Source organism: Pseudomonas sp. So3.2b, from assembly GCF_019464415.1.
Taxonomy (GTDB): Bacteria; Pseudomonadota; Gammaproteobacteria; order Pseudomonadales; family Pseudomonadaceae; genus Aquipseudomonas; species Aquipseudomonas shahriarae.
Map to the genome: position 1 here is coordinate 1,180,284 of NZ_CP080494.1, position 21,053 is coordinate 1,201,336.

Genomic DNA, 21,053 nt, shown 5'->3' on the forward strand with positions numbered 1-21,053 from the left:
GCAGCAAATGGGCACCGCTCAAGGTTTGCGCAAAAAAAAGCCGATATCTACTGTCAAATCTGACAGTGGGTATCGGCTTTTTTGCGTAAGACACTGGCGATAAGGGCAGGAGCCTACAGCGCCGGCGCCGCGACAGACGCTTCTGGCAGAGGGCTTTTCAGGCGCTTGAGCTGGGGCTTGATCGAGGCGCTGGTGCATTTTTCCTTGGCCTGCTCGGCGGACAATTCGCGCACCGAGGTGTAGAACAATTCGCAGGTCTGCTCCTTGCGCGTCACCTGCCAGGTGTTCATGCAGCCCTTGAGCAACACATTGGGGTCGCTGGCAGGTTTTTGCCCCATCCCGGCTTGCCAGCAGGCCGCGCTCAAGTCCTGGCCCATGACTTTCAAGCCGGCCTCGTCGGCTTTCTGTTCGTCGCCGTCGTAGCTGTCCGGGTTGGCGGCGTACCAGATGTAACTGGGGTGATTGGCCCCCAGCACTGCAACTTTACTGTCTTCGACCGGGCTGATTTGCGTCAGGCCCAGTACCCCGAGGGTTTGCCCGTAGTGTTGCTGGATCCAACTGCGCACGGGCGCACCGAAGGCGACCATGGGCAACGGGCCAGTGGGGTGCAGGCTCAGTTCCCGGACAACCCGGGTCTGATACTCGCTGAAGTAGCTGTAGACGCCCTCCAGATCCTTGCCCGCCGTGGAGGGGGCGGCAATGGGCGCGATATCAATGATGGTCTGGTATTCCGGGGTCTGGGTCGCCGGTATACCGTTGGCGCTCAGTAGCGTGGCCCATCGGTCGGTGGTGGCTGATTCCAGATAGTCCTGGTAGTGGGTCAGGGAGTAATCCGGCGGAAAGTGCATCAACTCGATGCTCTTGCGGTTTTCCAGGGCCATGCCCATCGGCAGGAACAGGTACCAGCTAAATTGCCACTTGCCATCGCGGTTGAGCCGGCTGGCGCCCTCGTAAGCCAGGTCGGCGGTGTTCAGCAACGCGGTCAAGGGCTGCCCATAGCCATCGGGAACCCCGGTAAAGCGCGCGCGGACCTGACCCTGCTCGGTCTTCACGCTGACCCTGGCCCGGCTGTAGCCATCGCGCTGCAGGCTCTGGGTCAGATAGTGTTCGACGGTCTGTTCCAGGGTCAGCGGCCGAAAGCAGATCACGCTGCAATTGTTGGGGTAGGCGAACAATTGCGTGACCCGTTGTGCCGTGCCCAGATCAAGTTCGACGTCGGCTTGTACGACCGTGCTCACAGCAAGTGCGACAAAGGTGAAGGACAGCCTGGTCAGTTTAAACATGCATGTTTCCTTGTCAGCTAATGCCCGTCTGCGCGGGATGAATGCCCACCTTCACACAGTAGCGGCTGACCGGGAAAATGCCTCGGAAAATGCGGTTTTTTTGCAGGGCCTGGCCGCCTCGCTATAACGTGAAGTGCTGCGCGTTGCTGTGGTTGTCCATGAATGTGCAACTAGGCTTGAGGTCGTCGCGTTACTTGTAAGTATTCAATGCAGGCTGTGAAGCTCCAGGGCTTGAGGGGGATCACAGCCTCTATAAAGGAATCAGCCTTTAAACGCTGCAACAGGCTTGAAAAGGTTTTTGTTAGGGTTTGACTCTGCAAATACTATTCTTCCCGCCGGCTGGCCGAACGCCGGTTTGAATTGTCTGAATTTTTTCAACGCGGGATTTTGCTGTGGGTTGACATCTTGGGTATTGCCAGCCTCAGCGCTGTTTTGAGGTGTGGGCGTAGTAGCGGTAGGTGCGATATTCATCGGTATGACTCCAGTTGTAACTCTAAATAATTAGTTGTGGTCTCTTAGTTAAGTTGAAGAGTGTCTGGTGCTACTAAAAGACACTGTTAGGTGGCCCGTCATTAACGCGTGGTTCCCTTCCTGAAATATTCAGAGGGAACAACGGCGCTCAATGTCGACCTGGATGCACCCGTCACAACGACGGGTGCGGCGTCCAATGATTAAGGCATTACCGGCGGCATGTACTTCAACGTCGTCCCCAGCGCCCACAGCAGGAACAACACCAGCGGCGTGTGCACCAGCAGCTGCACAAACGAGAAGCCGATCAAGTCCCGCGCCTTCAGCCCCAGTACCCCCAGCAATGGCAGCATATAGAACGGGTTGATCAGGTTCGGCAGGGCCTCGGCGGCGTTGTAGATCTGCACGGCCCAGCCCAGGTGGTATTGCAGGTCATTGGCCACCTGCATCACATAGGGCGCCTCGATGATCCACTTGCCACCGCCCGACGGAATAAAGAACCCCAGTACCGCCGAGTACACGCCCATCAGCAGCGCGTAGGTGTCGTGGGAGGCGATGGAAGTGAAGAGGATCGAGATATGGTGGGCCAGGGTCTGGCCGTCGCCGCCCTTGACCACGGTAATCAACGCCGCGATGGAGCCGTACAGCGGGAACTGGATCAACACCCCGGTGGTGGTGGGCACCGCGCGCGCCACTGCGTCGAGGAAACTGCGCGGGCGCCAGTGCAGCAGGGCGCCGACCATCAGGAACAGGAAGTTATAGGTGTTGAGCCCCGAGATCGCGCTGATCGCAGGCTTGGTCGAAAACTCGTGGAACAGCCAGCCGGCGGCCAGCAGTGCCAGGAGGATGGTCAGCAGCGGGCTGTGCTCCAGCCATTCCCCCGGGCGGGTTGGCGGTTGTAGCTTGGGCAGGTTGAACGCCGGGTCCACGCCACAGGCCTTGGCATCACGGGCCGAGTTGGGCCCCGGTGCGGTGACGTAGGCGATGATCAGCGACACCACGATCAGTGCCAGCAACAGCACCCCCGATTGCCACAAAAAGATCGTGTCGGTGAAGGGGATGGTCCCGGTGATCGCCAGGATCGACGGCGGCAAGCTGGCCGGGTTGGCCTGCAATTGCGCGGCCGATGACGACAACCCCAGCGCCCACACGGCGCCCAGGCCCAGGTAAGCCGCCGCGCCAGCGGCGCGATAGTCCATGCGCAAATCCGTGCGCCGGGCCAGGGCCCGCACCAGCAACCCGCCGAACACCAGGGACAGGCCCCAGTTGAGCAGCGACGCGACCATCGAGATCAGCGCCACCCACGCCACGGCCGAGCGGCCGTTTTTCGGGATGCGTGCCAGGCGATCAATCAGCTTTACGGCGGGCGGCGAACTGGCCACCACATAGCCGCCAATCACCACAAAGGCCATCTGCATGGTGAACGGGATCAGGCTCCAGAAACCATCACCAAAGGCCTTGGCAGCGTCGGTGGGCGCAGCGCCCATGCCCAGAACCGCCACGGTGACAATGATCACCGCCAGGGCGGCAAACACCCAGGAGTCGGGAAACCAGCGTTCGGCAAAATTGGAGCAGCGCAGGGCAAAGCGGGCATAACGGCTATCTTCGATAGGGTCGGCCATGTGGGAGTACCTCTTGTAGTTATTATGCAAGCGTCGGGGTGTTGGCAAGGTATCGCTGCATCTTGGCCCACGGCTATTTATTTGGGAATGTTGTTATTTTCATGGATCAATGAGTAAAACGAATATATCGGCGGCGATTGCCAGGATCCGGTTCAGCTCATAACCTGCACGCCATTTTGTTTGTCTGCCGAGCCTCTTCATGACTGCCACCGCTTATCCACAGGCGCAGCGTTTTTCCCGCTCCGACTACAAAACCCTGGGGCTGGCTGCCCTGGGCGGTGCCCTGGAAATCTACGACTTCATCATTTTCGTATTTTTCGCCCTGACCCTGAGCCAACTGTTCTTCCCCCCGGAAATGCCCGAATGGCTGCGCCTGCTGCAGAGCTTCGGGATTTTTGTCACCGGCTATCTGGCGCGCCCACTGGGCGGGATCCTGATGGCGCACTTTGCCGATCACCTGGGGCGCAAGCGCGTGTTCAGCCTGAGTATCCTGATGATGGCCTTGCCGTGCCTGCTGATCGGGATCATGCCGACCTACGCGCAAATCGGCTATTTCGCCCCCCTGATTTTGCTGGCGCTGCGCGTCCTGCAGGGCGCGGCAGTGGGCGGTGAAGTGCCCAGCGCCTGGGTGTTTGTCGCCGAGCACGCGCCCGCCGGCCATCGCGGGTATGCCTTGGGGTTCCTGCAGGCCGGGCTGACCTTCGGTTACCTGCTGGGGGCCTTGACCGCGACATTGCTGGCGCAGATGTTCACCCCTGAACAGATCCTCGATTACGCCTGGCGCTTTCCGTTCCTGCTGGGCGGTGTGTTTGGCGTGATCGGCGTGTGGCTTCGGCGTTGGCTGAGAGAAACCCCGGTGTTCCTGGCCATGCAGGCGCGCCGCCAGGCCGACGCCGAACTACCGCTGCGCACGGTGTTGCGTGACCACCGCCAGGCATTGCTGCCGGCCATGTTGCTGACCTGTGTGCTCACCTCAGCGGTGGTGGTGCTGGTGGTGATCACGCCGACCATGATGCAGAAAACCTTCGGCATGAGCCCCAGCCACACCTTCGCCCTGAGTGCATTGGGCATCGTTTTCCTGAACATCGGTTGTGTGCTGGCCGGCCTGTTGGTGGATCGCATCGGCGCCTGGCGCGCGGTGCTGGTCTACAGCCTGCTGTTGCCGGTGGGCATTGCCGTGCTATATGCCAGCCTGATTGCCGGCGGCGTGTGGCTGGGCGCGGCCTACGCAATTGCGGGGTTGAGTTGCGGGGTGGTGGGTGCGGTGCCCTCGGTGATGGTCAGCCTGTTTCCGGCACCGGTGCGCGTGTCGGGGATTTCCTTTACCTACAACATTGCCTACGCGCTGTGGGCGAGTACCACGCCGTTGATGCTGATCGCCTTGATGCCCACCAGCCCGTGGATCTGCGTTTTCTACTGTGTGGTGATGGGCGCGGTGGGCGTGGCCAGCGCATTGCGGTTTAGCCGGCGCCCGGTTTTTTAAAGCCGCCGCATTCCCCCTGTGGGAACGGGCTTGCCCGAATGCCGATCAGTTAAGCGAACGCAATGCTCAAGGCAGTGAAGATCAAATGTGGGAGCGGGCTTGTCGGATCGCCGCATCGCCGCGAAGGCGTCGGCCCAGCCAACATTGATGTTGACTGACCCACTGCTTTCGCGAGCAAGCCCGCTCCCACAGGGGATCTGCGCTTAACTGACTGGCATTAGGGCTTGCCCGCGATGGCGGTGGGTCAGGGTGTACTGCTATCGCAGGCAAGCCAACTCCCCTATGTGGTTAACACCCCGCTGGCAGCGTTATGACAATTGTGAAATCCATACCAAAGGTTTCCCCTTATCGCTCTATGATCAGCGCACATCCCCCCACGAGGACATGCCATGAGCGCAGGACACAGCCACGCCACCGTACGCGCCGGTCATGAACGCAAGTTATGGATGGCCCTGGGCCTGACTGGCAGTTTCATGATTGCCGAAGTGATCGGCGCCTTTGTCACCGGCAGCCTGGCGCTGTTGTCCGACGCCGCCCATATGATGACCGACACCCTGGCCCTGGCCATTTCCCTGGTGGCCATCCAGGTGGCCAAGCGCGCTGCGGACCGCAAGCGCACCTTTGGCTATGCGCGCTTCGAAATCCTCGCCGCCGCGTTCAACGCATTGCTGCTGTTCGGGGTGGCGTTCTACATCCTCTATGAGGCTTACCTGCGCCTGCAGGCACCGGCCGAAATCCAGTCCACCGGCATGCTGGTGATTGCCGTGCTCGGCCTGATCGTCAACCTGATTTCCATGCGCCTGCTCAGCGCGGCCAGTGGCGAGAGCCTGAACGTCAAGGGCGCCTACCTGGAGGTCTGGAGCGATATGCTCGGTTCTATCGGGGTGATCATTGCCGCCGTGCTGATCATGCTCACTGGTTGGGGCTGGGTCGACTCGGTGGTGGCCGCCGCGATTGGTTTTTGGGTGGTGCCGCGAACCTGGACACTGCTCAAGGCCAGCATGAACGTGCTGCTGCAAGGTGTGCCGGACGGCATTGATATCGACGCGGTAGAGCAGGCCATTCACGCGGTGCCAGGGGTCAGGGAGGTGCATGACTTGCACATCTGGGCCCTGACCAGCGGCAAGAACGTGCTGAGCACCCATCTGGTGGTGGACCCGGCGCAGGGCAGCGAGCAACAGGTCCTCGCCCAGGTGACGGAATTGCTGCATGAGCAATTCGATATTTCCCACGTCACCATTCAGATCGAAGGCGCGGGCTTTCATCAGGAACCCCTCACGCACTGACCGCTATTCGCGCTCTTCCAGCACGTAGCCCACCCCGCGCAAGGTATGGATCAACTTGCGCTCGAACGGGTCGTCGATCTTTGCGCGCAGGCGGCGGATCGAGACCTCGACCACATTGGTGTCGCAATCGAAGTTCATGTCCCACACAAACGAGATGATTTGCGTGCGTGACAGCACCACGCCGCTCTGGCGCATCAGCAGGTGCAGCAAGGCAAACTCCTTGGTGGTCAGGTCGATCCGCTGGTTGCCGCGAAAGGCCCGGTGGCGACCCTGGTCCAGTTCCAGGTCGGCCACCCGCAGCACGTCCGGCACTGCGCTCTCGATGCTGCGGCGCATCAGGCTGCGGACCCGGGCCAGCAGTTCGGGAAACTCGAAAGGCTTGACCAGATAGTCGTCGGCGCCCAGTTCCAGGCCTTTGATTTTGTCGGCCAGGCGCCCTTGGGCGGTGAGCATCATGATGCGTGTGTTGCTGCTCTGGCGGATGCGTTGCAACACCTCCCAGCCGTCCATCAGCGGTAGGTTCACATCCAGGATCACCAGGTCATAGGCGTATTGCCGCGCCAGGTGCACACCGTCGGCGCCGCTGGCCGCGCAGTCGACCACATAGCCACTTTCGCTCAGTCCCTGAAGCAAGTACTCCGCCGTTTTCAGTTCATCTTCGATAACCAGGATTCGCATGTAGAGCGTGCCTCGGGGCAGGAGAAAGGATCTGCATAGTTGCGCGCAGATTAAAGCAAAAGCCCGGAACAGAGCCTTTGCTAACGGATTTGTAATGTTCCGGCCACCCCTCTGATAAGGAGCGAAAGCTACATTGCCCCTGCTTGGATTTGTCCGCCAACTCATGGGTGTGGAACGCTTGTTATGCCAACGTTTTTAAGAACAATTGTGTGCTCTGTAGTGGGGGTCTTGGCGCTGTCCCAAGTGGCAAGCGCCCAGACCCTGACCCTTGAATCGGCCCTGCAAAGTGCGTTTGCCGGCAACCCGGACCTGGCCGCAGCCCAGTGGGAAATCGAGATTGCCCAGGGTGGGCGGCAACAGGCCGGGCTGATCCCCAACCCGGTGGCCTCCTGGGATGCCGAAGACACCCGCCGCAGCACGCGCACCACCACCGTCAAGCTGAGCCAGACCCTGGAGTTGGGCGGCAAGCGCGGGGCACGCATCGACGTGGCCTCGCGTGCACAAGATGCGGCCGCCCAGGAACTGGAACAGCGGCGCAACCTGCTGCGGGCCGAGGTCATCGAGGGCTTTTATGGTGCGCTGCGGGCCCAGGAGCGCCTGGAGCTGGCCCAGCGTTCGATGGCGCTGGCCGAGCGCGGCCTGGTGATTGCCAATGGCCGGGTCACGGCGGGCAAGGCGTCGCCGGTCGAAGCCACCCGCGCCCAGGTACAGCTCTCGGAAATCCGTCTGGAGCGCAGCCGCGCCGAGCTTGGTGTGAGTGATGCCTATCGCCGCCTGGCCGCCATCACCGGCAGCGCCAACATCGGCTTTGAGCGTGTCGAGTCAGGGGCCCTGAGCACCCCGGCGTTGCCTTCGGCCACCCAACTGTTGGCGCGCCTGGAGAGCACTGCCGAGCTGCGCCTGGCGGAGCTGCAAATCCAGCAACGGGAAGCCGGCCTGGGCCTGGAAAAGGCCCAGCGGATTCCCGACCTCGACGTGTCCATCGGCAGCCAGTACGACGCCAGCGTCCGTGAGCGGGTGAATCTGGTGGGCGTATCGATGCCGATCCCGCTGTTCAATCGCAACCAGGGCAATGTACTGGCCGCCAGCCGTCGTGCCGACCAGGCCCGGGATTTGCGCAACGCCACCGAGCTGCGCCTGCGCACCGAAACCCGCCAGGCCCTGGACCTGTGGGCGACGGCCAACAGTGAAGTGCGCGCTTTCAACCAAGTGATCCTGCCCTCTGCCCAAAGCGCGGTGGACAGCGCCACCCGTGGTTTTGAGATGGGCAAGTTCAACTTCCTCGAGGTACTCGACGCCCAGCGCACCTTGATCGCCGCCCGCACCCAATACCTCGCCGCACTCGCCCAGGCCACCGATGCCTGGGTGCGCATCGAACGGATTTACGGCGACCTTGCCCGCATTTGATCTTTCAGGAGTTCCCCATGAACAAACTACAAGGCCTGGCTTTGGCCGTTGCAGTGGCCGTCGCCCTCGGGGCGATAGTGTTTTGGCCGGCCACCAGTGTGGCGCCTCAGGCACCGGTAGCGCACGTCGAAGCACCGGAGGAAGAAGAGGAAGAGGGTGTGCTGGTGCTCAATGAGCAGCAGATCCAGGCCGCCGGCATTCAACTGGCCAAGGCCCAACCCCGGCAAATCAGCAGCGTGCTGTCGTTGCCGGGCGAGGTGCGATTCGATGAAGACCGCACCTCGCATATCGTGCCCCGTGCAGCGGGTGTGGTGGAGTCGGTCAGGGTCAACCTTGGTCAGAAGGTCAAGCAGGGCGAGCTATTGGCGGTGATCGCCAGCCAGCAGATTTCCGATCAGCGCAGTGAGTTGGCCGCCAGCGAACGCCGGGTCGAGCTGGCCCGCACCACCTTCCAGCGTGAGCGCCAGTTATGGCAGGACAAAATCTCTGCCGAACAGGATTACCTGCTGGCCCGCCAGACCCTGCAAGAAGCCGAGATCGCCCTGAACAATGCGCGGCAAAAGATGAATGCCTTGAGCGGCAGCGCGGTTCTGGTCGGCGGCAATCGCTATGAGTTGCGTGCGCCGTTTGCCGGGGTGGTGGTGGAAAAACACCTGGGTGTCGGCGAAGTGGTGAGTGAGACCAGCGCTGCCTTCACCCTGTCGGACCTGTCCCAGGTGTGGGTCACGTTTGGGGTGTTTCCCAAGGACTTGAACAAGGTCCAGGTGGGCCGGCCGGTGAAGGTCAGCTCCACGGAAATGGGCACCGATGTGATGGGCACCGTGGCCTATGTCGGCAACTTGCTGGGCGAGCAGACCCGCACCGCAATGGTCCGGGTCAACGTACCCAACCCCGACGACTCGTGGCGCCCCGGGTTGTTCGTGGCGGTGCAGGTGGCCACGGATACCTACTCGGCGCCGGTCACCGTGCCGGTGGAGGCGATCCAGACCGTGGAAGACAAACCGTCGCTGTTTGTGCGCACCGCCGAAGGCTTCGCCACCCGCCACGTCGAGCTGGGGGTCAGTGAAAACGGCTTCGTCGAAGTGCGCCAGGGCCTGGAGGCCGGCGCCCAGGTGGCGGCCGTTGGCAGCTTCGTCCTCAAGTCCGAGCTGGGCAAGGCTTCGGCCGAGCACGCCCATTGATCCTGCGAGTGATTGCCCATGTTTGAACGTCTGATTCAATTTGCCATCGAGCAGCGCATCATCGTGCTGCTGGCCGTGTTGCTGATGGCCGGTGTCGGCATCGCCAGCTACCAGAAACTGCCGATCGACGCGGTGCCGGACATCACCAACGTCCAGGTGCAGATCAACTCGGCGGCGGCCGGTTTTTCGCCGCTGGAAACCGAGCAGCGCATCACCTTTCCCATCGAAACCGCCATGGCCGGCCTGCCGGGCTTGCAGCAGACTCGTTCACTGTCGCGCTCGGGGCTGTCCCAGGTCACGGTGATCTTCAAGGACGGAACTGATCTGTTCTTCGCCCGGCAACTGGTGAATGAGCGGCTGCAAGTGGCCCGCGAGCAACTGCCGGACGGCATTGAAACGGCGATGGGGCCGATTTCCACGGGGCTCGGGGAAATATTCCTGTGGACCGTGGAGGCTGAAGACGGCGCGCGCAAGGAAGACGGCTCGGCCTACACCCCGACGGACCTGCGGGTGATCCAGGACTGGATCATCAAGCCACAGTTGCGCAACGTGCCCGGCGTGGCCGAGATCAATACCATCGGCGGCTTTGCCAAGGAATACCAGATCGCCCCGGACCCCAAGCGCCTGGCGGCCTACAACCTGACCTTGAGTGATCTGGTGACGGCGCTGGAGCGCAACAACACCAACGTTGGCGCCGGGTATATCGAGCGCAGCGGCGAGCAGTTGCTGATTCGCGCGCCGGGGCAGGTGGCGTCCATCGACGACATCGCCAATATCGTGATCAACACCGTGGACGGCACGCCGATCCGCGTGCGCAATGTGGCCCAGGTCGATATCGGCCGTGAGCTGCGTACCGGTGCGGCCACCGAAAATGGCCGTGAAGTGGTGCTCGGCACGGTCTTTATGTTGATCGGCGAAAACAGCCGCACCGTGTCCCAGGCCGTGGCGAAAAAGCTCGAAGAGATCAACCGTTCACTGCCCGAAGGCGTGGTCGCGGTCACGGTTTACGACCGCACCAACCTGGTGGAAAAAGCCATCGCCACCGTGAAGAAAAACCTCTTCGAAGGTGCGCTGCTGGTGATCGTGGTTCTGTTCTTGTTCCTCGGCAATATCCGCGCGGCGTTGATCACCGCGATGGTGATTCCGCTGGCCATGCTGTTCACGTTTACCGGGATGTTCACCAACAAGGTCAGCGCCAATCTGATGAGCCTGGGCGCGCTGGACTTCGGGATTATCGTCGATGGTGCGGTGGTGATCGTCGAGAATGCGATCCGCCGCCTGGCCCATGCGCAGCAACGCCACGGCCGCCTGCTGACCCGCAGCGAACGCCTGCACGAAGTGTTCGCCGCCGCCAAGGAAGCGCGCCGTGCGCTGATCTTTGGGCAATTGATCATCATGGTGGTGTACCTGCCGATCTTCGCCTTGACGGGCGTGGCCGGGAAAATGTTCCACCCCATGGCGTTCACCGTGGTCATGGCCTTGCTGGGCGCGATGATTCTGTCGGTGACGTTTGTCCCCGCGGCGATTGCGCTGTTCGTCACCGGCAAGGTCAAGGAAGACGAAAACTGGGTGATGCGCAACGCGCGCCGGGGTTATGCGCCGGTGCTGGATTGGGTGATGGCGCACCGTACGTGGGCGTTTGGCCTGGCACTGTTGACCATCGTGCTCTCCGGCGCCGTGGCCAGCCGCATGGGCAGCGAGTTTATCCCCAGCCTCAGCGAAGGTGACTTCGCCCAGCAAGCCTTGCGCGTGCCGGGCACCAGCCTCACGCAGTCGGTGCAGATGCAACAGCAACTGGAAAAAACCTTGATGGAACAGGTGCCGGAAATCCAGCGGGTATTTGCCCGTACCGGCACCGCAGAAATTGCCTCCGACCCGATGCCGCCGAATATTTCCGACGCCTATCTGATGCTCAAACCCAAGGACCAGTGGCCGGATCCGAAAAAATCCCGCGAAGCCCTGATCGCCGATATCCAGCGCGCCAGTGCGATTGTGCCGGGCAGCCAGTACGAGTTGTCGCAACCGATCCAGCTGCGGTTCAACGAGTTGATTTCCGGGGTGCGCAGCGATGTGGCGGTGAAGGTGTTTGGCGATGATATGGCGGTGCTGAACAAGACTGCCGGGGAGATTGCCGAAACCTTGCAGAAGCTCGATGGTGCCTCGGAAGTGAAAGTGGAACAGACCTCCGGCCTGCCGGTGCTGACCATCAACATCGACCGCGACAAGGCCGCGCGCTTTGGCCTGAACGTGGGCGATGTGCAAGACACCATCGCGGTGGCCGTGGGTGGGCGCCAGGCCGGCACGATGTACGAAGGCGACCGACGCTTTGACATGGTCGTGCGCTTGTCGGAAACCCTGCGTACCGATATCGAGGGCTTGTCGCGGCTGTTGATCCCGATCCCGGCGCTGGCCGGCAATACCACGGGGCAATTGGGCTTTATCGCCTTGTCGCAAGTGGCCAGCCTGGACCTGGTGCTGGGCCCGAACCAGATCAGCCGCGAAAACGGCAAGCGCCTGGTGATCGTCAGCGCCAACGTGCGGGGGCGGGATATCGGCTCCTTTGTTGCCGAGGCGGAAAACGCGTTGGCGACACAGGTGAAAATCCCCGCCGGCTACTGGACCACCTGGGGCGGCCAGTTCGAGCAACTCAAGGAGGCGTCAGAGCGCCTGCAGGTGGTGGTGCCGGTGGCATTGCTGCTGGTGTTCGGCTTGTTGTTCATGATGTTCAACAACCTCAAGGATGGGTTGCTGGTGTTCACCGGGATTCCCTTCGCCCTGACCGGTGGGATCATGGCGCTGTGGTTGCGCGATATTCCGTTGTCGATTTCCGCCGGGGTGGGGTTTATCGCGCTGTCGGGGGTGGCAGTGCTCAATGGCCTGGTGATGATCGCGTTTATCCGCAACCTGCGCGAGGAAGGGCGTTCGCTGACGGTGGCGATCAACGAGGGGGCACTGACCCGTTTGCGCCCGGTGTTGATGACCGCGCTGGTCGCGTCCCTCGGGTTTATCCCCATGGCCCTGGCCACCGGCACCGGCGCCGAAGTGCAACGGCCACTGGCGACGGTGGTGATTGGCGGGATTATTTCTTCGACGCTGCTGACGTTGCTGGTACTGCCTGCGCTCTACCACTGGGCCCATCGTCGCGATGAGGAGCAGGAGCCCCAGTGACCTTGGGGGAGTGGGGCAAGCTCCCTCACCACAACAACCCCCCAACTGGCCATGGCAAGCATGTTCAGCAGGGGGCCGGACCACTAAGAGGGTTGCTACGGGGCTTTTGGGGCGGCAGACAGGACGGGGAATATCAGTCGGAACGAGGTCACGCCACCCAGCACGCTGGTGGCCTCGGCCTGGCCCTGGTGCAGGCTGATGATCGAACGCACAATCGCCAGGCCCAGCCCGGTGCCGCCCTCGCTGCGGGCGCGGCTGTTGTCGGCGCGGTAGAAACGTTCGAACAGGTGGGGCAGGTGTTGCGCTTCAATGCCTGCGCCAGGGTTGCTCACGGTGAGTGAGACGCGCTGGTCGTGGCTGTCGATCTGCAATGCAATGCCAGAGCCGTGCGGGCTGTGGCGGATCGCATTGGACAGCAGGTTGGAAATGGCCCGCTGGATCATCAGCCGATCCCCCAGGACCCAGGCGTCGCCGGCCAGGTTCAGGCGCAACCCTTTGTCTTCGGCGCTCAAGGCAAACAGGTCCATGACCCGCAGCGCTTCATCCCGCAGGTTCACCGTGGTAAACGACACCCGCGCCGCCGGATGGCTGACCTGGGCGAGAAACAGCATGTCGGCGACGATCCGCGCCAAGCGGTCCAGCTCTTCGGTGCTGGACTCCAGCGCCGATTTGTACTCGTCGGGCGCCCGGGCGCGGGACAGTGTCACCTGGGCCTTGCCCATCAGGTTGGTCAGGGGCGCACGCAGTTCGTGGGCCAGGTCGTCGGAGAATTGCGACAACTGCTGCACACCGGCATCCAGCCGGTCGAGCATCACATTGATGCCCCGCGCCAGTTCGCTGAGTTCCCGGGGCAGATTCTCGACGGCCAGGCGATGGCTCAGGTCCTGGGTGGTGACTTTGCCGGCGACGCGGCTGAATTGCTGCAACGGTGCCAGCCCGCGCTGCACCAGCCACCAGGCGCCCATGCCGATCAGGATCAGCAACAGCGGCAGGGCGATAACCGTGGATTGCAGATAGGCACTGAGCAGCGCCTGGTCGTCGGAGCGGTCCAGGGACAGCAGCACCCGCACCTTCTCCCCGGTGTGCAGGGGCATCAGGCTCGACGCGCTGAGGATCTGGTTGCCGCGCCCATCGGTCCAGTTGAAAAAGCCCAGGGTCGGCCTGGCGGCAAAGTCGAGCAGCAAGGGTTCCTGGGGTTTGGCGCCGACGCTCAGCAGCACCGTATTGGCGGGCGACGGGCCGATGATGGTCAGGTAGAAATTGTCGTGGCCCATCACCAGGTCCAGCAGCGAATGGGGCCGGGCCCTGATGTCGCGGGTGTTGAGATCCTGCAGCAGGCTGTGCTGGATCTGCTCCATCTTGCTTTCCAGGCCCTTGCGCGCGAGGTTTTCCAGCTCGTGGGTGAGGGCCAGGTACGCCAGGGTCGCCAGCAACAGCACCAGGCCGGCGCCCATCAGGCTGACGGTGAGCCCCAGGCGCATGGATAAACTGCCAGGTCTCATTGGCGTGCTTCCAACACATAGCCCACGCCACGAATGGTATGGATCAACTTGACCTCGCTCTGGTCGTCGATCTTGGCCCGTAGCCGGCTGATCGACACCTCCACCACGTTGGTGTCGCAGTCGAAGTTCATGTCCCACACCAGGGAAATGATCTGCGTGCGCGTCAGGACCTCGCCGCTCTGGCGCATCAAAACCTGCAACAGCGTGAACTCCTTGGTGGTCAGGTCGATGCGCCGCGTGCCCCGGTACGCTCGGTGGCGACGTGGGTCCAGCTCCAGGTCCGAGACGCGGAATACTTCCGGCAGCGCAATCGGCTCGCTGCGTCGCAGCAATGAACGCACCCTGGCCAGCAACTCGGGAAACTCGAAGGGTTTGACCAGGTAATCATCGGCGCCCATGTCCAGGCCCTTGATCTTGTCGGCCAGCCGGCCACGGGCGGTGAGCATCATCACCCGCAAGGTGTTGTTGCGGCGCAGTTGTTCCAGCACCTGCCAGCCGTCCTTGCCGGGCAGGTTGACGTCAAGGATCACCAGTTCGTAGCGGTGTTGCTCGGCCAGGTGCAGGCCGTCGATGCCGCTGGCGGCACAATCGACGACATAACCACTTTCACTCAAGCCTTGATGCAAGTAGTCGGCAGTTTTTGGCTCGTCCTCAACCACAAGGATACGCATGCAGATTGACCTCATACTGGTAAGCGGAAAGGCGACGGGAGCTACGCGAGATAAGGGCTGTAGTCCCAAAAGTAGGAAAATTCTGAGCCTTGAAGCTACTTCAGGGTCAAGGCGCATCCCGCGCAATCCTGCTGTTTGGGCACAGGTGCGACGATTGGTCGCTGGGGGCGGGGCTTTGACTCCACTGGGCAGGCAAAAAAAAGCGCCCGTGAGGGCGCTAAAAATTCATCTCCTTCCAAAGGAGCTCCACAAAAAAAGCTTCAAGAGATGAATGTGCTCGGAGTGCGCCGCTCAGGTCGAGGGCGCGGGTGTTTGCTGGGCTAGCACTTGGGTGCCATGGATCTGTTGCTGTTGCTGGCGAAACTCAGCCAGCAACTGGCGGGAGCGCTCGCCGCCATCGTCGGCCAGCGCTGCGGTGGAGGCCGCAATGAGCAAACCGGTGAATAAACTATGCAGTACCTTCATCAACCTTCTCCGCAAAAGACCCGTGCCGTTAGTTGCCCAAAGCTACTCGGCCGGTCGATGCGGGCAGTATATGAAGTGCAACTTAACGAGAACGTGAGGCGCATATTACAGTTCTGACAGACTGCCAATTGTGAAGAAGTGCTAGTCAACGGCAAGTGAATGTAAGCACTTGCCGTTGGGGCCTATCAGAGGATGGCCAGCGGGTACTCCATGATCAGCCGGAACTCTTCCAGGTCTGATTCAAAGGCACTGGAGCGCACCGTGGCCTGGCGAATGCGCAGGGACAGGTCTTTCAAACTGCCGCCCTGAAATACATATTTGGCCTCGATGTCGCGCTCCCAGCGGCGCTGGTCAGTCAGCGGGTCGCCCGCGGCATCACGGCGCATATATACCGCGTTGGCGTTGCTGTAATCGGCGCCGGTGCCTTTGCCATAACGGGTCATGAACGACAGGCCGGGAATGCCGAAGGGCTGCATATCCAGGTCGTAGCGCAGCGCCCACGAGCGCTCCTTCGGCGAGTTGAAATCGCTGTACTGGATCGAGTTGTCGAGGAAGATCGAGTCCGACTGGCGCAGGTAGTCGAAGTCATTGTTGCCGTTGTTGCGCTGGTGCGACAGGGCCAGGCGATGGGCGCCGACCTTGACCCCGAGCTTGGCACTCCAGATGTTGTTGTTGAGTTCGCCCAGCAGTTTTTTACCCTCGTCCTGGGTGTTGTAGTAGTTGAAACCGCCAAACAGCGAGACTTCTTCCGTCAGCGGATAGCTGGCGGCGGTGCCGAAGTATTAACCCGGCAATCAAATACACCAAATCATGCTGCGTAGGCGATACGTGGATGCCGGAAATAAGAACGGATTCTTTGAGGGCGTAATTGCAATCGTCTCATGACCGAGCGAACACGCCTTTCCAGTTCGTCCTGATTACGCGCCGGCAAGCCCGTGCGGACCTGATGTTTCAAATCACAATTCAAATACTCGTCAGGGTTCAACTCCGGGGCGTAGGCCGGCAAGAAGAACAGTTCGATTTGCTCTTTGCGGTCGCCAACCCAGGCGCTCACCTTTTTGCTGTGGTGTACGCGCAGGTTGTCGAGAATCAGGAACACCTTGCGGCCCTGAGCATCGCGAATCAGGCGGCTCAGGAAGCGAATCAGCACTGGGGCTGTCAGCGTTTCCCGATACAGCATGAAGCGCAGTTTGCCCCGATTGGTCACGGTGGAAATCATGTTGGTGGAAAAACGACTGCCGCTGACCAGGCGCACCGGCGTTTCGCCAATAGGGGCGTAGCTGCGGCCAGCATGGCTGTCACTGCGCATACCGGTTTCGTCGCCCCACTGAATCTCACCATTCTCAGCCTTGGCCCGCTGTGCGATGCGTGGATATTCATTATCCAGCCAGTGCTGAACCACTTCAGGTTTCTGCTGATAAGCCCGATGCAGTGGGCGCTGCGGGGTGTAGCCCCAACGCTTGAGATATTCACCAACCGTTCGAACCGGCATGAGAAAACCACAGCGCTGGCGGATCAGTTCTCGCACCGCATCACGCGTCCAGAGCGCAAAGCCGAGCTTGAGTTGGTCGGGCATCTTATCGGTCATCAAGGTGCGAATCAGCACTTCCTGGCTGGAGCTCAAACTGCGGCGATCACCCTGGCGCACACCACGCTGGCCGCCGGCAATGGCAGCCTTTTCGCCTTTATGTTCTGCGACCTGCGCCCAGTGAGCAATAGTGCGGGGGTGAACACCAACCGCTTCGCCAATAGCCTTGTAGGTGTAACCCTGCTCACGCATGCGTAGGGCCGTGGAGCGCTTTTCACGTTGTTCTTGGGGGCTGAGTTTGCGGGCATCTATTTTCATGGAGACAGATTATCTAATATGCCCTATTTATTTGCCAGGTTAATAGTACTGGTCCCAGGCGTCTTTCAAGCGGCTGCTGTAGAGGCTGAGGCTCAGGTGCGGGTTCAACTGATAGTCGCCACCGAAGTAACCGACCCAGGGCGAGTTGAGGTTGCCGGCATAAAACGTCGCGAAGCCGTCACGCATACTGCTGCTGTTCGGCTGGCTCATGGCGTGCAAGCGTCCGCCCTGCAGGGTCAAGCCTTCCAGGCTGGTGTTTTCCAGGGTCACGCCGCGAAAGCTTTCCGGCAGCAGGCGTGAGTCGCCGTAATGCACCACCGGGGTTTGTGGAAAGACATCGCCGACTTTGACCACCGTATCCAACAGGCGCATTTTTACGGCACCGCCGAGTTTGCTGTAGTCGTCTTCAGGGCGATTGTCGCTGTCCACCGGCAACATGTCGAAGGAACCCCGGCCGCCGCTGCGCCCGGTGCCGGAGTCGAGCTTCAAGCCATACATCGCAAAGGCATCCAGGCCAAACCCTACAGTGCCTTGGGTGAACCCGGACTCGAACTTGCCGATCAGGCCCTGGGCCCACGCCTCTGAGTAGCCGTTGCCGGTCGGGCTGGACTGGCCTTTGCGGTCATCGCGGTTGAAGTAAAAGTTGCGTGCCAGCACGTTCAACGTACTGCCTTCGATAAAACCCTCGGGTTTATCTCCTGCGGCCATGCCCGCCAGCGGTGCAGCGCTGGCCAGTGCCGCAATGATGGAAAGGGAAAGTGTGCGGTTAGTACGCATGTATCGCTCCTCGGTGTTGGCAGCTATGAGCTTTTTAGTCGCCTGGGGCGTTCTTATTGGAGAGCTGTCCCTGATAAGGGGAGCCCGGCTCATAGTTGCAAACAGCGGATAACGCCGAGGTGGCATGCGCATTACAATTTTGCCAGCTCCACACGGGATGACGGATTGGCAATCCGCACGCGAGCCCCCTGAAACGCGGCGTTGGTTACCTTGGAGTCCCAGGTCCTGAGGCGGCCCCGTCACAACGGCTGTTGAGGGACTGAAAAAATAGTTGAGTCGAACACTCAAGCCCTCTTCAGAAAACGCCAGAAGCGCCGATGGTTAGATAAACCACTCATCTCTGCCCTCTGGTGTTCCTATGTTCAATACCCGCTTGAAGCAGGAGCTGTCCGCTCTTCGCGAAGAACTGTCCAGCCTGCAGCAGGTCCAGGAAAGCCTGGAGAGCGAGATGCTGGCCCTGAGCCTGGACCCCGAGGGCCGGATCGAGTCGGTCAACCAGAACTTCCTCGACGAAATGCTCTACAAATCCAGCGACCTGCTGGGCCATGCCATTCACGGGTTTGTGCCCGAGCATGTGAAACGCGATGAATTCCAGCAGCGCTTCAACAACGCCCTGAGCCGTGGCGAACACTATGCCGGCACCGTGCGCCTGTTGCGCGGCAACGGCAAGGAGGCGTGGTTGCGTTCCATCGTGCAGCCGGTGCGGAGCTCGGATGGGCGCATCAAGCGGTTTTCGGTGTACTCCAGCGACCTGACCCGCACCATCGAAGCCTCCCGCGAGCACGAAAACCTGATCACCGCCCTGGTGCGCTCCACGGCGGTGATCGAGTTTGACCTCAATGGCAACGTGCTGGCTGCCAACGAGCGTTTCCTGCAGGGCATGGGTTACAGCCTGGCGCAGATCCTGGGCAAGCCGCACCGTATGTTCTGTGAACCGCAGGATTACAACAGCGCCGAGTACCAGGCGTTCTGGAAGCGTTTGAACAGCGGTGAGTTTGTGGCCGGGCGCTTCAAGCGTGTCGACGCCCATGGTCGCGAGGTCTGGCTGGAAGCGTCCTATAACCCGGTACTGGATGCCAATAACCGGCTGTACAAAGTGGTCAAGTTCGCCACGGTGATCACCGACCAGATCAATCAGGAACGCGCGGTGGCCGAGGCTGCCAACATTGCCTACAGCACCTCGCTGCAAACCGACAGCAGCGCCCAGCGCGGTACCGCCGTGGTCACCCAGGCGGTGGAGGTGATGCGCGACCTGGCCAAACACATGGAACAGGCGGGTGAGGGGATCGAGGCCCTGAATGCTCAGTCCCAGGTGATTGGCAGTATCGTCAAGACCATCAGCGGGATTGCCGAGCAAACCAACCTGCTGGCGCTCAACGCCGCCATCGAAGCGGCCCGTGCCGGCGAGCAGGGGCGCGGGTTTGCGGTGGTGGCCGATGAAGTGCGGCAGTTGGCCTCGCGTACCAGCAAAGCCACTGAAGAAATCGTCGGCGTGGTGCGCCAGAACCAGGACATGGCCCGCGATGCCGTGGCGCTGATGACCGATGGCCGGCTGCAGGCCGAGCAGGGGCTGTCCCTGGCGGCCGAGGCCGGTACGGTGATCGTCGAGATCCAGGACGGCGCGCAGAAAGTAGTGAGTGCGGTTGGCCAGTTTGCCAATCAGTTATCCAGCTAGGCCGCAGGCCGGCTCAAAGGCAGGAGCTGTGTTTGTCAGGGGGCATGGACCTCGAACAGCAATAGGTCGAACCACTGCCCGTCGAGCAGGAACGCCTTGCGTGAATGCCCATACTGGGTAAAACCGCTGCGCTGCAACACCCGCAACGAACCCGGGTTCTCCGGGCGCACAGTGGCCTCGATGCGCTTGAGGGCGTGCTCGCCAAAGGCTTTTTGCAGGCCCAGTGCCACAGCTTGCCGGGCCAGGCCGCGCCCCGTGAACTCGGCCCCCATGCGATAGCCCAGGGACGCTGAGTGATAGTAGCGGCGGCGCACCTGGGTAAAGTTGATCCGCCCCACCAGCACGCCGTTTTCGCGGATCAGGTACTGATAGGCGCGGTCTTCACTGGCCTCCAGCAGCGCACTCTCGATGGCGCGCTGTACCCCTTCCACGTTGTAGTAAGCCTCGGGCCGGGCATTGATCCAACTTTCGAAAAAGGCCCGATTGGCCAGCTCGAACGCCAGCAGCTCGTTCACGTCATCCCACTGGGGGGGCGTCAATGTCAGGTTCATCCGTGGAAAACCTCGCGGTGGTGGTAGCGCATCCTTTCTTCTCACACTCGGGGCGCTGGTGGCAATGAGGCTGGGGTCATTGCGGTCCGGACCTGTTCTGCAGGCGGCTTGGATTTTCTGTAGGAGCGAGCTTGGTCCTACCGTTTCTATTGGCTTATCGGCCTAGCATCTTCACCCACCGCGAAGGCGGTATGCCAAAGGTACTGCGAAACTGCCGGGTCATGTGGCTCTGGTCGGTGAACCCGGCGATCAGCGCCGCATCCACCAGTGACTGGCCCTGGCCCAGCAGGTTGCGCACCAGATCCAGGCGGCGCATGGTCAGGTAACGATAGGGGCTGGTGCCGAACAACAGGCGAAAGTCCCGCGACAAGGCCCAACGATCCCGCCCGCAGTGCGCGGCCATTTCATCCAGGGTGATGCTGCGCCCCAGGGCGCTGTGGATAAATTCCCGGGCCCGCTCGGCGGCCTGGTAATCAAACGTCTTGCGGCTGACGCTGATGCCCGACGCGTTGTTCAGGGCGTGGGCCAGGTCGAACAACGCGTCCTGCTCCTGCAGCGGGTCCAGCGGGCAGTCGAGCTGCTGCACAAAGGCCTGGCAGGCCCGGTGTAGCCATGGGTCGTTGGACAGCCCGTTGTGGATAAACGGCAACGGCTTGCCGCCGAGAACCTGCTGGATCTGCGCCGGCTCCACATAAATCATCCGGTACTTGAAGCCCTCGTCGCTGCCGGCCCAGCCATCGTGGACTTCGTCGGGGTGGATCACCATGGTCGTGCCCGGCAGGCTGTGGGTCTGGCCGCCGCGATAATGAAAGCTCTGCACACCGAACAGGGTATGGCCGATGGCGTACGTATCGTGGCGATGAGGGTCGAAGCCGAACCCGGAGAAATATGCCTCGATCCGCTCCAGGCCGCTGGCATGAGGCGCCCGGTGCAGCCAATCGATATTTGCAGTGGGTTTGCCCATGGGATGTTTTCGAAATATGTCGGATG

The 21,053-nt window shown here is 61.4% G+C and carries 15 protein-coding genes and 4 pseudogenes; 7 read left to right on the forward strand and 12 right to left on the reverse strand.

Annotated elements, in window-relative coordinates:
* Positions 1-113 precede the first annotated feature (113 nt).
* The 3 genes from K1X80_RS05105 to K1X80_RS05115 all read right to left on the reverse strand — a co-directional run bounded on the left by K1X80_RS05105 (position 114) and on the right by K1X80_RS05115 (position 3,373).
* Positions 114-1,283, reverse strand: a complete 1,170-nt coding sequence (locus tag K1X80_RS05105; protein ID WP_198792299.1) for a hypothetical protein — start codon at positions 1,281-1,283, stop codon at positions 114-116.
* A gap of 261 nt (positions 1,284-1,544) precedes the next feature.
* Positions 1,545-1,754: a hypothetical protein gene (locus K1X80_RS05110; RefSeq protein WP_128593259.1), complete on the reverse strand. Its 210-nt coding sequence runs from the start codon at positions 1,752-1,754 to the stop codon at positions 1,545-1,547.
* A 200-nt stretch (positions 1,755-1,954) separates the two neighbouring features.
* Positions 1,955-3,373 (reverse strand): short-chain fatty acid transporter, encoded by a 1,419-nt coding sequence (locus K1X80_RS05115; RefSeq protein WP_057442063.1) that lies wholly within the window; start codon positions 3,371-3,373, stop codon positions 1,955-1,957.
* 199 nt (positions 3,374-3,572) lie between these two features.
* On the opposite strand from K1X80_RS05115, the gene K1X80_RS05120 reads away from it, so the two are divergent.
* Both K1X80_RS05120 and K1X80_RS05125 read left to right on the forward strand, forming a co-directional pair.
* Positions 3,573-4,856, forward strand: a complete 1,284-nt coding sequence (locus K1X80_RS05120; RefSeq protein ID WP_220172695.1) for an MFS transporter — start codon at positions 3,573-3,575, stop codon at positions 4,854-4,856.
* 389 nt (positions 4,857-5,245) lie between these two features.
* Positions 5,246-6,142: a cation diffusion facilitator family transporter gene (locus K1X80_RS05125; protein ID WP_170044883.1), complete on the forward strand. Its 897-nt coding sequence runs from the start codon at positions 5,246-5,248 to the stop codon at positions 6,140-6,142.
* Positions 6,143-6,145: 3 nt separating this feature from the next.
* On the opposite strand, the gene K1X80_RS05130 is transcribed toward K1X80_RS05125, so the two are convergent.
* Positions 6,146-6,820 (reverse strand): heavy metal response regulator transcription factor, encoded by a 675-nt coding sequence (locus tag K1X80_RS05130; protein WP_057958264.1) that lies wholly within the window; start codon positions 6,818-6,820, stop codon positions 6,146-6,148.
* Between the two features lie 183 nt (positions 6,821-7,003).
* Between K1X80_RS05130 and K1X80_RS05135 the strand changes: the two genes are divergently transcribed.
* Genes K1X80_RS05135 through K1X80_RS05145 form a run of 3 tightly spaced genes read left to right on the forward strand, consistent with a single transcriptional unit; the run spans position 7,004 to position 12,576 of the window.
* Positions 7,004-8,227 (forward strand): TolC family protein, encoded by a 1,224-nt coding sequence (locus K1X80_RS05135; protein ID WP_220172696.1) that lies wholly within the window; start codon positions 7,004-7,006, stop codon positions 8,225-8,227.
* Between the two features lie 17 nt (positions 8,228-8,244).
* Positions 8,245-9,408: an efflux RND transporter periplasmic adaptor subunit gene (locus K1X80_RS05140; RefSeq protein WP_120731596.1), complete on the forward strand. Its 1,164-nt coding sequence runs from the start codon at positions 8,245-8,247 to the stop codon at positions 9,406-9,408.
* An 18-nt stretch (positions 9,409-9,426) separates the two neighbouring features.
* Positions 9,427-12,576: a CusA/CzcA family heavy metal efflux RND transporter gene (locus K1X80_RS05145; protein WP_220172697.1), complete on the forward strand. Its 3,150-nt coding sequence runs from the start codon at positions 9,427-9,429 to the stop codon at positions 12,574-12,576.
* Positions 12,577-12,671: 95 nt separating this feature from the next.
* Here K1X80_RS05145 and K1X80_RS05150 read toward each other — a convergent pair whose 3' ends face one another.
* The 6 genes and pseudogenes from K1X80_RS05150 to K1X80_RS05175 form a co-directional block, all read right to left on the reverse strand.
* Positions 12,672-14,078, reverse strand: a complete 1,407-nt coding sequence (locus K1X80_RS05150) for a heavy metal sensor histidine kinase (protein ID WP_200660717.1) — start codon at positions 14,076-14,078, stop codon at positions 12,672-12,674.
* Positions 14,075-14,749 carry a heavy metal response regulator transcription factor gene (locus K1X80_RS05155; protein WP_057958269.1) on the reverse strand — a complete coding sequence of 225 codons (675 nt, stop codon included), beginning with the start codon at positions 14,747-14,749 and terminating at the stop codon, positions 14,075-14,077. Before K1X80_RS05155 ends, K1X80_RS05150 begins: the two co-directional genes overlap by 4 nt.
* A 291-nt stretch (positions 14,750-15,040) precedes the next feature.
* Positions 15,041-15,214 (reverse strand): hypothetical protein, encoded by a 174-nt coding sequence (locus tag K1X80_RS05160; protein ID WP_169990520.1) that lies wholly within the window; start codon positions 15,212-15,214, stop codon positions 15,041-15,043.
* 185 nt (positions 15,215-15,399) lie between these two features.
* Positions 15,400-15,996: pseudogene (locus K1X80_RS05165) on the reverse strand (OprD family outer membrane porin); the annotation flags it as partial.
* A 26-nt stretch (positions 15,997-16,022) separates the two neighbouring features.
* Positions 16,023-17,060: an IS630-like element ISPa47 family transposase gene (locus tag K1X80_RS05170; RefSeq protein ID WP_013982509.1), complete on the reverse strand. Its 1,038-nt coding sequence runs from the start codon at positions 17,058-17,060 to the stop codon at positions 16,023-16,025.
* Positions 17,061-17,102: 42 nt separating this feature from the next.
* Positions 17,103-17,837 (reverse strand): annotated as a pseudogene (locus tag K1X80_RS05175) (OprD family outer membrane porin); the annotation flags it as partial.
* Between the two features lie 448 nt (positions 17,838-18,285).
* On the opposite strand from K1X80_RS05175, the pseudogene K1X80_RS28480 reads away from it, so the two are divergent.
* Both K1X80_RS28480 and K1X80_RS28485 read left to right on the forward strand, forming a co-directional pair.
* Positions 18,286-18,972, forward strand: a pseudogene (locus K1X80_RS28480) (PAS domain-containing protein); the annotation flags it as partial.
* A 108-nt stretch (positions 18,973-19,080) separates the two neighbouring features.
* A pseudogene (locus K1X80_RS28485) lies at positions 19,081-19,512 on the forward strand (methyl-accepting chemotaxis protein); the annotation flags it as partial.
* A 35-nt stretch (positions 19,513-19,547) separates the two neighbouring features.
* Here the strand turns inward: K1X80_RS28485 and K1X80_RS05185 are convergent.
* On the reverse strand, positions 19,548-20,063 hold the full coding sequence (locus tag K1X80_RS05185; protein WP_057442037.1) for a GNAT family N-acetyltransferase: 516 nt from the start codon (positions 20,061-20,063) through the stop codon (positions 19,548-19,550).
* Between the two features lie 154 nt (positions 20,064-20,217).
* Positions 20,218-21,027: an AraC family transcriptional regulator gene (locus K1X80_RS05190; protein ID WP_057442033.1), complete on the reverse strand. Its 810-nt coding sequence runs from the start codon at positions 21,025-21,027 to the stop codon at positions 20,218-20,220.
* Positions 21,028-21,053 lie beyond the last annotated feature (26 nt).